Origin of the sequence: Blautia hominis, from assembly GCA_002270465.1 — a bacterium.
Taxonomy (GTDB): Bacteria; Bacillota; Clostridia; order Lachnospirales; family Lachnospiraceae; genus Blautia; species Blautia hominis.
Genome location: NQOF01000008.1, coordinates 126164 through 140266, shown reverse-complemented (window position 1 = coordinate 140266; position 14103 = coordinate 126164). Strand labels below are relative to the sequence as shown.

Annotated in this window: 12 protein-coding genes; 6 read left to right on the top strand and 6 right to left on the bottom strand. The window is 48.2% G+C overall.

Annotation, left to right across the window (positions count from 1 at the left end):
• Window positions 1-110: 110 nt before the first annotated feature.
• Genes CI595_RS22200 through CI595_RS22190 form a run of 3 tightly spaced genes read left to right on the top strand, consistent with a single transcriptional unit; the run spans window position 111 to window position 1818 of the window.
• Complete coding sequence (locus CI595_RS22200) at window positions 111-680, top strand: TetR/AcrR family transcriptional regulator (protein WP_095175802.1); 570 nt, start codon at window positions 111-113, stop codon at window positions 678-680.
• Window positions 677-1180 (top strand): flavodoxin family protein, encoded by a 504-nt coding sequence (locus tag CI595_RS22195; protein WP_095175801.1) that lies wholly within the window; start codon window positions 677-679, stop codon window positions 1178-1180. The genes CI595_RS22200 and CI595_RS22195 overlap by 4 nt, the downstream gene beginning before the upstream one ends.
• Window positions 1177-1818, top strand: a complete 642-nt coding sequence (locus CI595_RS22190) for a flavodoxin family protein (protein ID WP_095175800.1) — start codon at window positions 1177-1179, stop codon at window positions 1816-1818. The genes CI595_RS22195 and CI595_RS22190 overlap by 4 nt, the downstream gene beginning before the upstream one ends.
• Before the next feature lie 14 nt (window positions 1819-1832).
• Here CI595_RS22190 and CI595_RS22185 read toward each other — a convergent pair whose 3' ends face one another.
• Window positions 1833-2183: a DUF2200 domain-containing protein gene (locus tag CI595_RS22185; protein WP_095175799.1), complete on the bottom strand. Its 351-nt coding sequence runs from the start codon at window positions 2181-2183 to the stop codon at window positions 1833-1835.
• A 317-nt stretch (window positions 2184-2500) separates the two neighbouring features.
• Here CI595_RS22185 and CI595_RS22180 point away from each other — a divergent pair, with 317 nt between their 5' ends.
• The gene (locus tag CI595_RS22180; protein WP_095175798.1) at window positions 2501-3493 is read left to right on the top strand and encodes an aldo/keto reductase; all 993 of its coding nucleotides are present in this window, start codon (window positions 2501-2503) and stop codon (window positions 3491-3493) included.
• Between the two features lie 343 nt (window positions 3494-3836).
• Window positions 3837-5894, top strand: coding sequence for a M56 family metallopeptidase (locus CI595_RS22175; RefSeq protein ID WP_095175797.1), 2058 nt, complete (start codon window positions 3837-3839; stop codon window positions 5892-5894).
• 146 nt (window positions 5895-6040) lie between these two features.
• Here CI595_RS22175 and CI595_RS22170 read toward each other — a convergent pair whose 3' ends face one another.
• From CI595_RS22170 to CI595_RS22160, 3 genes are read right to left on the bottom strand one after another with little or no spacing between them, the layout of a single operon-like run.
• Window positions 6041-7972, bottom strand: a complete 1932-nt coding sequence (locus CI595_RS22170; protein ID WP_095175796.1) for an ABC transporter ATP-binding protein — start codon at window positions 7970-7972, stop codon at window positions 6041-6043.
• Window positions 7972-9735: an ABC transporter ATP-binding protein gene (locus CI595_RS22165; RefSeq protein WP_095175795.1), complete on the bottom strand. Its 1764-nt coding sequence runs from the start codon at window positions 9733-9735 to the stop codon at window positions 7972-7974. The genes CI595_RS22170 and CI595_RS22165 overlap by 1 nt, the downstream gene beginning before the upstream one ends.
• Entirely contained in the window at window positions 9728-10189 is a 462-nt protein-coding gene (locus CI595_RS22160; RefSeq protein WP_095175794.1) for a MarR family winged helix-turn-helix transcriptional regulator, read from the bottom strand. Before CI595_RS22160 ends, CI595_RS22165 begins: the two co-directional genes overlap by 8 nt.
• 313 nt (window positions 10190-10502) lie before the next feature.
• Here CI595_RS22160 and CI595_RS22155 point away from each other — a divergent pair, with 313 nt between their 5' ends.
• Entirely contained in the window at window positions 10503-11390 is an 888-nt protein-coding gene (locus CI595_RS22155; RefSeq protein ID WP_158661665.1) for a LysR family transcriptional regulator, read from the top strand.
• Window positions 11391-11399: 9 nt separating this feature from the next.
• Here CI595_RS22155 and CI595_RS22150 read toward each other — a convergent pair whose 3' ends face one another.
• On the bottom strand, window positions 11400-12950 hold the full coding sequence (locus CI595_RS22150) for a hydantoinase/oxoprolinase N-terminal domain-containing protein (protein ID WP_095175792.1): 1551 nt from the start codon (window positions 12948-12950) through the stop codon (window positions 11400-11402).
• Window positions 12943-14043, bottom strand: a complete 1101-nt coding sequence (locus CI595_RS22145) for an S-methyl thiohydantoin desulfurase family protein (RefSeq protein ID WP_095175791.1) — start codon at window positions 14041-14043, stop codon at window positions 12943-12945. The genes CI595_RS22150 and CI595_RS22145 overlap by 8 nt, the downstream gene beginning before the upstream one ends.
• Window positions 14044-14103 lie beyond the last annotated feature (60 nt).

Genomic DNA, 14103 nt, shown 5'->3' with positions numbered 1-14103 from the left:
CCAAACATCAGTTTGGTTGGCAATCTTTTTGTTTCCTAACCACTTGACAAATTTTCCATAGCACTGTATAACATAAGTTATATAACAATCGTAATATTAGAGGAAAAAAGATGCCAAAACAAAAGATCACAAAAAAAATGATCCTGGATGCTGCCTTTACCCTTCTGCGCACACAGGGACATGAAGCTGTGAATGCCAGGAGCATTGCCACCCAGGCCGGCTGTTCCGTACAGCCTATCTATAGCTGCTATGCCAATATGTCGGAGCTTATGCAGGATTTATTTCTGTATACACAGCAATATTTGACTGCATATATAGAAAAAAATGCGGACAAAAGCTATTATTTTGCGTCTATCGGACGATGCCATATTAGATTGGCCAGAGATGAAAAACATCTGTTCTGCTTCCTGTTTTTATCGAAATATATGTATGTCAGCAGCGTGGAAGGTATTTACAGGCAATGTGCAAGGCAGGATGTCACCAAGGATATCATGAAAACCTTATCGGTCAGTGAAGCGGCCGCCAAGCGGCTTTATCTGCATATGATGCTGTACACACACGGCATCGCTTCCATGATAGCTACCGGGGCTGCGGATATTCCGGATGAGGAAATCCATGAACTGGTCAACTCCGCATTCTATGCATTTCTTGATCAGATAAAGGAGGAAAAACTGAAATGAAATTGATCATCCATGATTTGGCCGAAGATACCCTTAGGAGGGTCCTTCCGCAAATTACTGCTGAGGATATGGTGATAACGGATAACGAAAGCATACACCCCTGTATCGGATGTTTCGGATGCTGGCTGAAGACACCCGGCGTCTGTATCATCAAGGACACCTATGGGCAGATGGGAAAAAACATTGCAATGTGCAGTGAGATGCTGATCATCAGCCAATGCGTTTACGGCAGTTACAGCCCCTTTGTCAAAAATGTTCTGGACAGGAGTATCCCCTATATCCATCCATATTTTACTGTCAAAAACGGAGAAATGCATCACCGGCAGCGGTATAAAAGAGACTTTGACTTGAAGGTCATTTTCTACGGAAATGATATCACGCCCAAAGAAAAAGAAACCGCGGAAAAATTAGTGAAAGCAAATACAGTCAACTTTTACTCTACGGTGGAGTCCGTCACGTTTCTGGATTCCATTCAAGAAATGGAGGCATTAAAACTATGAAAATATCCCTGATCAACGGAAGTCCCAAGGTGAAGGACAGCGCATCCGGCCTGATATTAAAAGAGCTGCAGACCCTGCTTTCCCCTGAACATGAAATAGTAAATCTGCATTTCACAAAGAAACAGCCATGCAAAAATGATTTGGAACTTCTGCAGGACTGCGATGTGATGGTCTTTGCATTTCCTCTCTATGTAGATTCTCTTCCTTCACACCTGTTATCATGCCTGATTTCGTTGGAGGAATATCTGAAAAATGCCGCCTTTTCTCAAACCTGTACGGTCTATGCCATGGCAAACTGTGGATTTTACGAAGGACATCAAAATACACTTGCCCTGGATATCGTGAAAGCCTGGTGTGCCAGAGCCGGTGTTATCTGGGGCGGCGGCCTTGGGATCGGTGCAGGAGGAATGCTTCCCATGATAAGCGGTATAACTGCCGGACAGGGACCTAAAAAGAACCTTTCCAGTGCACTGTATACACTGTCGGATTGGATTTCCCATAAGGAAACCGGAGAAAATATATGCTTTTCCCCTAATTTCCCCAGGATTTTATATAAGCTGGCAGGCGAGATGGGCTGGCGGCAGGCAGTGAAAAATAATGGACTGTCCCGCCGGGACTTATGGAATAAACAAGTCTGATTCCGTAAGGTTCCTCAGCTCCTCAGTATTTTATCCATTGCCTTTCCTTTGGCAAGCTCGTCTATCAGTTTATCCAGATATCTGATATCCTGCATCAGCGGTTCTTCGATGTCCTCCACTCTGACACCGCATATTGTGCCTTTGATCAGCTTTCTCTTTGGATTCATTTGAGGTGCGTTTTCAAAAAAACCGGCGTAGGTTACAGTCTTTTCAGCCATGGTCTCAATCTCGCTTTGACTGTAACCTGTAAGCCAGCGGATGATTTCATCCACTTCGGCTTTTTCTCTTCCTTTTTTTAATGCTTTGTTCACAAGAAGCTGGTAAATCTTTGGAAAGCTCATCTGATATACCTTATCATTATTCATACACACCGTCTCCTTTTTACTCACATAACGCGGTCTCCTCTGGCATTTCAGCCATATTAGTTACTGTACACTCCGTGTCCAGTAACACGCTTCGCGATGCACAGATATGGAGCATTCTGCCCCATATCGCGCTGGCTGCCTCGGGATTTTCATGCTTTCAGCATGAAAACGCCTCCCGGTACAGTGGCCTGTGTACAATAACCCATATTATACTATCCATTCACAAGAAATACCATACCCATTGACAGGCCCTCCGCAAATTTTTATAATACTTGTAATGACAAAGCGCTGCACAACGCGGCGGGAAAGAAGGAAAAATGAAGACACTCTCCATAGGTAAATCCGATTTGCGTTCTCCGTATATTGCCATGGGAACCTGGGCCATCGGCGGCGGTACCTGGTGGGGCGAGAACGATGACGCCCTCTCTGTCCGTACGATCGAGGAGGCCATGGACCATGGCATTTGCTGGTTCGATACAGCTCCTGTCTACGGCATAGGCCACAGCGAAGAGATTGTGGGCAAGGCCCTGAAAGGAAAGCGGAGTAAAGTTCTGCTCTCCACCAAATGCGGTCTGGAATGGGATTACGAAACGCCCTGCTTCCACAAAGTCATGGAAGGCCGCAATGTGTACCGGGATTTATCCCCCAAAGGCATCCGTAAGAATCTGGAGGACAGCCTGCGCCGTCTGCAGACAGATTATATTGATATCTACTACACACATTGGCAGTCACCTGATTTTTCCCTCTACCCTCTGGAAGAGACCGTGGGGGTGCTGATGGATCTGAAAAAAGAAGGCAAGATCCGTGCGGTGGGAGCCTCCAATGTAAATGCGGACATCATCCGCCAATACTGCCGCCTGGGACAGCTTGATGTCATCCAGGAAAAGTACAGCATTGCGGACACCCGGATTGCTCAGGAGCTGGTTCCCGTATGCAAAGAATACCAGGTATCCATTCAGGCCTATTCTCCGCTGGAGCAGGGACTGCTGACCGGAAAAGTAACCATGGAGACTGTGCTCTCCCCTACGGATGTGCGGAACAAAAACCGATTCTGGAAAACGGAAAACCGCAGACAGCTTGTGGATATGCTGAGAGAATGGACACCTCTCACGGAAAAATACCACTGCTCCCTTGCCAGTCTGGTCATCTGTTATACTGCCTCCACCATCAGCGATCTGAACATCCTGTGCGGCGCCAGGAAGCCGGAACAGATTCTGGATAATGCCAGAGCGCTGGAACTTCATCTGCAGGATGAGGATATCAGCCGCATGACAGTCCAGCTTGAAAAGGTGCGCAGTCATCTCCTTTAACGAGAAGGATACAGACAATCATCTCCCCTGATGGTTGTCTGTTTTTTATTCAAGACAGCCAAACGTTCGGGAAGTGTATTCTCTGTTGTTACCGAAAACAAGTCTTGGAAACCACTCTGAAAATATCGGTAAAATATCTCAGAATCCTCTTGACATTCATCTACTATAATTGTAGAATATAGTCAACAACTACATTTGTAGAATTTTAGATATCTACCCATACACATCCGCCTGTTTCTGGGCGTGTTTGCCACTCGAATTCGGCAGTCTGTACCGATTGCCGGAAAGAATTTATACTACAGAGAACTATGGTCCTGTCTGCTTTTTTAAGGGGGTTTTGTATATGCAGAATTTTATCATCAATATACTTAGAATTAATATTTTTGCAGCGGTATGTATTTTTATCACTGTGGTCATCGCCAGATTTTTAGGGCGAAGATATTCCGCCCGGTGGAAATGCGCCATATGGCTCCTGCTGTCTGTTGTCCTCCTCTTTCCTGTAAATCTGACAGGGAGGACTGCACTTGTGCAGATGGAAGTTCCCCTTCCCAAGCCACAAAACACAGGTCTTTTTGATTGGGGGAACAAGACCTCCGCAGCAGACAATGCGGCTGTCCAATCTTCAGACCAGCCGTCCTTGTACCCTCCTGCAGATTCCCAGCAGCTGGGAGCAGCCGCAAATTCGCAGCAGCTGGCGTCATCGGAAGATTCGGGGCAATTGACGTCATCGGAAGGTTCACAGCAATTGACATCATCGGAGGGTTCGCAGCAATTAACCCCATCGGAAGGTTCGCAGCAATTGACGTCACCGGTTTCCGGCAGAGCATGGACTCCTGATGTTTTTCAGATCATCACTGTTATATGGCTGTCCACAGCACTGCTTCTCTTTCTCTTCCGCATGTTCACTTATTTTGCAGCTCTCAAAAAGCTGAAACGCTGGAGTTCACCTATGCGGGATGAGATCACACTGGACCTTTACCGTTCCAGGTGCAGACTGCTGGATATCAGCAAAAAGCCGCGCCTATTAGAAAACAGCAGCTTGTCCACACCTTTGCTGGCAGGTTTTACGGACACTTGTCTGTACCTGCCCAAAGAGGATTATTCTCCGCAGGAACTCGACTTTATCTTCCGCCATGAACTGTGCCATTACCGGCGCAGAGACCTGTGGTTTAAAGGCCTGCTGTTTCTGGTGCGCAGTCTGTACTGGTTCAATCCCGCCCTCTCTTTTATGCAGAGAGAGGCAGAGAAAGATTTGGAATTCACCTGTGATGAGCATGTGATCCGGGAATTCCCCCAGACCTCCCGCCTTCGGTACAATGAACTTCTTCTGAGGACCGCTGCTCATTCTGACAAAAACCTTTCCCGTCTGACGGCCGGGCTCAATGACAGTGTTTCCGGTTTCAAAGAAAGGGTACATAATGTAATGGAAGCCGGCAGACGAAAAAAAGGCCGTATTCCCGCTCTGTTTCTTATTCTGGTTTTTTTATGCTCCGTGCTTTTTATTGGCTGTTCCCTGAAACCCGATGATACGTCTTCCCAAACCTCATCTGCCACAGAGCAGACCCGGCAGGAGGATGCTTTTGATCCTTCCTACGGCAGCACAAAAAAAGACAACACGGAATCCCGGGACGAACCCGCAGAAAAAAAAGAAAACCTTTCCGAAACAAAAAATGAGCCGGTGAAGATACCATTAAAGACAGAAGTCCCTCAAGATCAGGAACCTAAAAACACAGAACCCGAAAATGCAGAGATGAAAACAGAACCAACCCCCGAAGAATTCGTGATATTTGACAGCAACACCAAAGTGCTTACCCAGCAGGACACAGCAAACCTGTCCGAGGAAGAACTGATGTATGCCAGAAATGAAATCTATGCCCGCCACGGATATATTTTTACTGACCCTGCTATCAAAGGCTATTTTGAAAGCAAATCCTGGTATAAACCACAGTACACCCAAGACCAGTTTTCTGATTCACTTTTTAATACCACAGAAGTACAAAACATACAATTTCTGCTGTCACAAGAAAATGCCCAAGATGGTCCGGCCGTTTATCAGGGGGACGGATACTCGTTCCAATATCCGGCAGAATGGCAGGATAAACTTGTCTTTGAACCCACCGAGGTTGGAGTCGCAGGTGTTTTAAAAGAACAATATGAACTGCGTCAGAGCGGACAGTCTGAAAGATTTGGTAATATATTTACAATCTTTAAACGCGAACAGCCTGATGATAATCCTGATTTTCAATATCTGGGGCAGGGTCCTGACGGAATGTATTACTACTTTTATATCGCACAGGGTGTTACGCATGAAGAAACACAGGAGATGAACGATGCATACAGCAGACTTGATTTTTCCTGGGAAAGAGCACAGATCATTCCGAATACCTTTACCTTCAATTAACCTATCATCCCCGTCTGATCCGCAAACTAAGTAACGCACATCTGCCAACAAGCAATTACGCCCCGCCTGATGGTATCCGGCAATGAGAATGCACACGGTGCTCTCTCACTGCGGATATCAACAGACAGGGCGTTTCTGTCCATAAGCTATGCCGTTTCCTCGGCAAAGTTTCCTGTATACAACTGGTAATACTTGCCTTTCTCCTCCATGAGCTGGTCATGGGTTCCTCTCTCAATGATCCTTCCCTGCTCCAGAACCATAATGCAGTCAGAATTCCGCACCGTTGAAAGCCGGTGGGCAATGACAAAAGTGGTCCTTCCCTTCATCAGTCTGTCCATGCCCTGCTGCACCAGAGTCTCTGTCCTGGTATCAATGGAGGATGTCGCCTCATCCAGGATCAGCACCGGCGGATCAGCCACCGCGGCTCTTGCAATAGCCAGAAGCTGCCTCTGTCCCTGGCTTAAATTGGAACCATCCCCGGTAAGCATGGTGTCATATCCGTCCGGGAGACGGCGGATGAATCCGTCTGCATTTGCCAGCTTTGCGGCTGCCCTGCACTCTTCATCGTCAGCGTTCAGCCGGCCGTAACGGATATTTTCCATAACGGTTCCGGTGAACAGATGCGTATCCTGGAGCACCATGCCCAGAGAACGGCGCAGGTCTGATTTTCTGATCTTGTTGATATTGATATTGTCATATCTGATCTTTCCGTCCTGAATATCATAGAAACGGTTGATCAGGTTTGTGATCGTTGTCTTGCCCGCACCGGTACTTCCCACAAACGCTATTTTCTGTCCGGGTGTGGCAAACAGTTTTATATTATGGAGCACGATCTTGTCGTCATTATATCCAAAGTCCACATCATGGAAGGTAACATCCCCCTCCAGTCTCTGGTACGTGACGGTTCCATCCGCTTTATGGGGATGTCTCCAAGCCCACATTCCTGTCCTAGCTTCACTTTCCCCAAGGCTTCCGTCCGGCTGTTCTTTTGCATTGACCAGCTCTACATAGCCATTGTCCACTTCAGGCTCCGCGTCCAGAAGCTTGAAGACACGGTCCGCACCTGCCATAGCCATGACAATGCTGTTCATCTGCTGGCTGATCTGGGTAACAGGCTGGGTAAAGTTCTTATTCAGTGTCAGGAAAGACACCAGGGTCCCGAGCGTCAGACCTCCCAATCCCTTCAAAGCCAGAACCGCTCCCAGCACAGCACAGAGCACGTAGCTGATATTGCCCAGATTGCTGTTCACAGGCATCATGATATTGGCAAAGGTGTTGGCCTTATCGGCACTGTCGCGAAGCTTCTCATTCAGTTTCCTGAAGTCCTCCACACTCTTCTCTTCATGACAGAACACTTTTACTACCTTCTGTCCTTCCATCATCTCCTCTATATAACCGTTTACCTGGCCCAGGTTTTTCTGCTGTTCTCCAAAATATCTGCCGGACTTAGCACTTAATTTCTTAGTGACCACCATCATGATACCTATCATCACCAGTGTCATAAGTGTCAGCGGAACATCCAGGACGATCATGCTGACAAATGTGATCACAATGGTCACTGCCGAATTTACCACCTGCGGAATACTCTGGCTGATCAGCTGGCGGAGTGTATCCACGTCATTGGTGTAAACAGACATAATATCCCCGTGTGCGTGTGTATCAAAAAACTTGATCGGCAGGGATTCCATATGTGTAAACAGATCCACGCGCAGGTACCTGAGAGTCCCCTGGCTGATGTATACCATGATCCGATTGTAGGCAAACGCGCACAATACACCTACTGCATAAATCCCAACAAGTGTAAGCAGTGCATTTTTAAGAGGCCCGAAATCAGGATCCGACATTTTCGTCATAGGAATAATATAATCGTCGATCAATTTCTGCATGAACAGGGTTCCGCACAAGGTAGCCAGCGCTGTAGCCACAATACAGACCACTACCACAGCGAAAAGCCCTTTGTAATTTTTCATCATGTATCCCAGCGTCCGTTTCAGGACCTTTCCCGCATTGTCTACTTTGGGTCTGGGGCCATGGGCATTCATGCCCGGGCCTTTTACTGCTTTTACATTTTCTGCCATTATGCTGCACCTCCTGTCTTATTTCCGGTCTGGTCAAAATCACCGCCGCCCTTAATCTGGGTGTCATAAATTTCTTTGTAGATCTTATTGGTGGCAAGCAGGTTTTCGTGCGTGTCAAAACCGTTCACCCTGCCCTCATCCAGGACCAGGATCCTGTCTGTATCCTGCACACTGGAAATCCTCTGCGCAATGATAAGCTTGGTGGTTCCCGGGATGGCCTTTGTGAAGGCGCTTCTGATCTTCGCGTCCGTTGCAGTATCCACGGCACTGGTGGAATCATCCAGGATAAGCACCTTAGGTTTCTTCAGCAGCGCCCTTGCAATACACAGCCTCTGCTTCTGCCCTCCGGACACATTGGTTCCTCCCTGTTCAATATAGGTCTCATATTTGTCAGGGAACTGTTCGATAAATTCATCTGCGCAGGCCTGGCGGCATGCCTCCACACACTCCTCTTTTCCAGCCTGCTCATTTCCCCATCTCAGGTTCTCCAGTATAGTTCCTGAAAAGAGGACATTTTTCTGCAGCACCACAGCAACCTGATTTCTCAGTTCCTCCATATCATAACTTCTCACATCTTTGCCGCCTACGGCCACAGAACCTTCCGTCACATCATACAGACGGCTTATGAGACTCACAAGACTTGACTTTCCGCACCCGGTCCCCCCAATGATCCCTATTGTCTCTCCTGCCCTGATATGCAGGTCAATATCTGTCAGGGTCGCTTTTCCGCTGCCGTGTTTGTAAGAAAAATCCACATGGTTAAAATCAATCCGGCCATCCGGTATGATCTTATCCGGATTCTTGGGATTGACCAGATCAGCCTCTTCATTCAGAACCTCGGCTATACGTCTTCCGCTTGCCGCGCTCATGGTAACCATGACAAATATCATGGAGAGCATCATCAGAGACATGAGGATTCCCATAATATAGCTGAACATGGAAGTCAGCTCACCTGTTGTCAAATCCCCCACAACAATAAACTTTGCTCCGAACCAGGAAAGTGCAATGACACAGAAATAGATAACAAACATCATCACAGGACCATTCAGGGAGAGCAGCTTCTCCGCTTTTACAAAGAGGCGGTACAGATTTCCTGCCGCTTTTGTAAATTTCTCATTCTCGTAATCTTCCCGCACATAGGCTTTGACTACCCGGATGGCTGATACATTTTCCTGGACACTGGCATTCAGCTCATCATATTTTTTGAACACAACATCAAAGATCTTCGTAGTCCTGCTCATGACAAAGATCAAAACTACGGCCAGGACCACAATGGCAGCCACAAAGATCAGGCTCAGCCTGGCGTTAATGAAAAAGCACATGAACATACTGCAGATCAAGGTAAACGGTGCGCGGACCGCAATCCTTAAAATCATCTGATACGCATTCTGTACATTGGTAACATCTGTTGTCATACGGGTTACCAGACCTGCGGTACTGTATTTGTCAATATTAGAAAAAGAAAATGTCTGTATATTGTCGTACATAGCTTCCCTCAGATTACAGGCCAGACCTGAGGATGCGCTTGCCGCATAACGGCCTGCCAGAACTCCGAAAAGCAGACTGAGCATGGCAAATACCAGCATAACGGTACCGTACTGATACACCTTTCCTATATTGCCAGCCTCAATCCCCTCATCAATAATGGCCGCTGTGATAAATGGGATCAAAACCTCCATCACCACCTCCAGGGCGGCATAAAGCGGTGTCAGCAGGGAAGCCTTCTTATATTGCTTCACCTGCGAGAGTAATGTCTTAATCATGTTGTAAGCCTCCTGTTCCTTGTTGCTTTAAATTTTTTAACATCCTTCCCAGCAATTCTGTGAGAAGAAGCTTTTCCCCCTCGGTAAATCCCTGATACATACAGCCTTCCAGGTCTCTGAATCCCTGTTCTATCTCACCCTTTAACTCATCCGCCTTCTCTGTCAGATGGATATGCTTCAGCCTCTCATCCAATGAATCAGAGGCAAAGCTTATGTATCCTCCGTTCTTCAGTTTTTTCAGGAGAGATGACACGTTTGCCTTTGACAAGCCCAGGGATATATGAAGGTCTCTGGCACAGATATCCTGTTCCTCATGGTCTGTCAGATATCCCAGAACATTACACTGGGAAGCAGACATCCCGTGCTTTACCATCATGGCATTGCCGATGGACTCCATAGCCAGATTCAGCTTTTTCAGCAGACGCATCACATTTTCATCCTTTTCCTTCTGCATATTTTTTCTCCTTATCTGAAACAAGTTTGTAACTATTCAGCAGGTCTGCACATCCGCCGGGCTTACCATGGAAAGTATTCCAAAGCCGGGCAGAAATCCCATCGCCCAGGGCGATCCGCATGGTTTCTGCCTGTAACTGAGGGTACTGAACCGTTACACAAGTTCGATTACAGACTGTTTCCTTACAAACTAGTTTTACACCCATTTTCCTTGAATGTGAATTAGAAAAATGTTATCATTAATAAAGAATATTAATCAATATCCTTATTCTATTTTTATTATATATAGAAAATGTGTGTGGAAAGGAGTATTTATGAATACCGTTCAATTGGAATGTTATATGGCGGTGGCCGAGAATTTGAATTTTGCCAGAGCTGCCGAACAGCTTCACATTACACAGCCTGCCGTTACCCATCAAATCAATTCCCTGGAAGCAGAGCTGGATGTAAAACTGTTCAGACGGACCACCCGAACAGTGGAACTGACCGCCCCAGGCTGGGTCTTTTGGGGATATGCCAAGGACATCCTGGCAAAGACAGCCCAGGCAAAAAACAGACTTGCCGGGCACTTTGAAGATCAGATACAGCCTTTTGTCATCGGATGCCACAGCCCCTTTGAGCTGACCCTGCTCCCGGAGGTACTGCGGCAGCTTGCAAAAGACTATCCTCAGGTGCACCCTGAGATCAAGATGGTCCCCTTCCAGGCCCTGAGAAACCTTCTGCAGGAGGAAACCCTGGATGTGATGCTGGGATTCGGTGAGGAAAAAGAAAAGAAAAAAACAGGTACTTATGTGGAGCTGGCCAGGGCACCGGTTGTCTGCGTGGCTGCCCGCGGCCATGCTCTGGCAGAAAAAAGTGCTGTCACTTTGGAGGAACTGCACCAGGGCCGCCTGATTCTGTGCGATCCCCACAAATCCTCCCCCGTGATCACAGAAATGCAGGGAAGGCTCATCAGCACGCGCCCTCCCTCCCGGATGTTCTTCAGTGAGAATATAGAATGCGCACTGACCTTTGTAAAGGCCGGCCTTGGCTTTACTATTTTACCGGATATGCCCCTTATGCGCAGTGATGAGCTGTGTTATATTCCCGTAAAAAACACAGCACCGGCCTCCTTTGGGCTTTATTACAAAACCCTCCAGAACAATCCGGTGCTACGCAGCTTTATACGAATCATAAAAGATTATTCACAACAACTGAAATGACAGAACGATTCAGCCCAGATCACCTGCTGCCTTTATTTTTACCCGGTTGGTGTTTCCCGGATAGTAGGCAAGAGGGACATCCTCCATATCAATGATCTCCACCGTCTCCTCTATGGCGCCAGCCTCCACTGCCATAGCTATGGCCTCTTTTCTGGCCCCGGCCAGAGCCTCCTCCCTTGGAACCACATCAAAATCCATGAGTTTTTCATAAGTTCCGCTTACTTTGGAGATCGCGGAGCCAATGGCATTGGCTGTCCGGGCATGTTCCGGGTTCACACTGCGGCTGGTACCCTCCAGCTCTTTTGGAAGAATGATGGAACCGCCGCCCACCATGATAACTTCCACATCCTGGCTGGAAACCTTCATGGCGTCAATCCCTTCCTCCACCATTGCTTTTATTACGCCCATGGCTTTTTCTGCAAAATCCAGGTCTATATGGGACACCTTCTCCCTGTCTCCGATCTGCACCATTCCCAGGCGGACAGCAATGTCCGTGGCAGTCACCACATCGCCGCCGAACACAAGGGCTTTCTCCGTAATGCGGTATCCCACACTGTCAGGCCCCACCGTCACTGTACCGTCCTCTCTCTCATGTACCACAGAACCGCCTCCAAGTCCGATGGAAAACACATCCGGCATACGGAAATTGGTGCGCACACCGCCAATGGTCACAGCAACGCTGGATTCCCGCGGGAATCCGTTCTGGATGACACCCAGGTCTGTGGTGGTGCCGCCCACATCGATCACCACTGCATTCTGGATCTTGCTCAGATAGCTGGCACCCCGGATAGAGTTGGTTGGCCCGCAGGCCACTGTGAGGATCGGATACTTTTTCGCATATTCCATTGTCATCAGCGTACCGTCGTTCTGGGACAGATAAAGCGCCGCATTGGTCACGCCCTCCTCTTTCAGGCTTCTGGAAAACCCATCTGTAAACCGCTCCGCAACCCGGCAGAGTGCCGCGTTTAAAATAGTGGCATTTTCCCTCTCAATAAGCCCCATAGAACCAATCTCACTAGATATGGAAATACGGACATCCGGCCCCATAATCTCCCTGCAGATCTCTGCGGCGCGCAGTTCATGATCACCTCGCACCGTGGAGAACACACAGGAAATGGCTACAGACTCCACCTTTCCTTTTATTTCCCGGAAAAATCCTGCTGCAGCCTCCTCATCAAGAGGAGCCAGTTCTTTTCCGTCATATTCAAATCCGCCGCCGATGACAGCCACCGCCTTTGCAATGCACCGGATATCCTCCGCCCAGTCCACCATGGGCGGAATTCCCAGCGTGGCCGGAGCGCCGATACGCAGAACGCCGATGTCAGCCAGTTGTCTGCGCTCCACAATCGCATTGGTACACTGGGTAGTCCCCAGCATAGCCATGGAAATCTCCTCCTTATTCACACCCGAAGCTTGTAACACCTCACGCACCGCACATACGATGCCGTCATAAATATCCTCTGAGGTGGGGTGTTTTATCTCTGCTTTTATCTGTAAATGCTCATCCATCAGAACCGCATCCGTATTGGTCCCGCCTACGTCAATTCCCAGCTTATACATCTGTGCGTCCTCCTTTGCAGCGTTCTTCCAGTGGTATGTAATCCGTATCGCAGCCAAAGTACCGCGGTCCCACCAGCTCCAGTCCGGCCTGGCTTCTCCACATCTCAAAACATTTGAGGCCAACCAGCATAACTCTCTTGCCGTATTTAAGGGCATCCGTAGTGACTGGGACAAATGTTTCCGTATCTACAAGGCAGATAAGGTCCGGCACAGTAGCCAGGATCTCTCCGCCCACCACGGCCGTCAGGTTCTCATTCTGGAATTCCACATAGGCCTGTTTCCCCCTGTATTCCCCAATACCTTCCAGACATACTTTTCCAAAATTGAACGCCCCTCTTGTCTCCCGGAGCACATCCCCGATCTTCCCTTTAAAAAGCCTGTATCCCTCTGAACAGTTCAGAAAATTTTCTTCCGGTGTTCCCTGCTCCATATCTTTTACGCCGCGGATCGCCTCCCCCAGTTTCTGGCTTCTGGTGACTATATTTTTCACAGCATATTTTTTCATCTCTGCACCGCTCATGCAGTACAGCGCAACGGAAACCGAACCGCCGCAGCTCATGGTCACTGACCGGGCCAGTTCCTCTGTCCATTTGTTGGTTATTGTGTTGAAAATAGCAGAATTTCCTTTTTCATCCGTGAGGGCCATAGGGCTGGCACTCATACCGCCCATGGTAAAGGTCACCATCTGCAGTTCGGGAAATGCCCGCCCCATGCCATCCGCGTCCACCATGGGAAGCCCCATTCTCGCGGAAGCGGCAATAGGGAGCATACTGTTCACACCGCCTGCCTCAATGGGCATAAAAGCATAGACTTCTCTTCCAAAAAACTTGGAGACCATATCATAGAGCACCTGATACTCTTTTCCGCCGATTCCCTTTTCCCCCAGAATCGTGGGGGCCCCCATCATGGCGATGGGCACTATCAGCGCATCATCCGGCACTTCCCCGGGGTCTAAAAGTGTGACCGGGCCACATTCCCTGATAGCCCCCATAGCCACCAGCTTGCCTATATAGGGGTCTCCGCCGCCGCCTGCACCAAGAAGGGCTGCTCCCAGAGCAATATCCTCGATTTCTTTTGATCCTATTTTTCTCAAAATTCCATCTCCAATCCGGCAGCACAAAAAATTCCGGGCTGCACTATTCGTTTTTTATAT

Bases quoted from the DNA above. Each gene is read 5' to 3' on its own strand.
- CI595_RS22180 (WP_095175798.1), top strand. From the start codon at position 2,501: ATGAAGACACTCTCCATAGGTAAATCCGATTTGCGTTCTCCGTATATT.
- CI595_RS22175 (WP_095175797.1), top strand. From the start codon at position 3,837: ATGCAGAATTTTATCATCAATATACTTAGAATTAATATTTTTGCAGCG.
- CI595_RS22150 (WP_095175792.1), bottom strand. From the start codon at position 12,950: ATGTATAAGCTGGGAATTGACGTAGGCGGGACCAATACGGATGCGGTT.
- CI595_RS22195 (WP_095175801.1), top strand. From the start codon at position 677: ATGAAATTGATCATCCATGATTTGGCCGAAGATACCCTTAGGAGGGTC.
- CI595_RS22185 (WP_095175799.1), bottom strand. From the start codon at position 2,183: ATGAATAATGATAAGGTATATCAGATGAGCTTTCCAAAGATTTACCAG.
- CI595_RS22190 (WP_095175800.1), top strand. From the start codon at position 1,177: ATGAAAATATCCCTGATCAACGGAAGTCCCAAGGTGAAGGACAGCGCA.
- CI595_RS22155 (WP_158661665.1), top strand. From the start codon at position 10,503: ATGAATACCGTTCAATTGGAATGTTATATGGCGGTGGCCGAGAATTTG.
- CI595_RS22170 (WP_095175796.1), bottom strand. From the start codon at position 7,972: ATGGCAGAAAATGTAAAAGCAGTAAAAGGCCCGGGCATGAATGCCCAT.
- CI595_RS22200 (WP_095175802.1), top strand. From the start codon at position 111: ATGCCAAAACAAAAGATCACAAAAAAAATGATCCTGGATGCTGCCTTT.
- CI595_RS22165 (WP_095175795.1), bottom strand. From the start codon at position 9,735: ATGATTAAGACATTACTCTCGCAGGTGAAGCAATATAAGAAGGCTTCC.
- CI595_RS22160 (WP_095175794.1), bottom strand. From the start codon at position 10,189: ATGCAGAAGGAAAAGGATGAAAATGTGATGCGTCTGCTGAAAAAGCTG.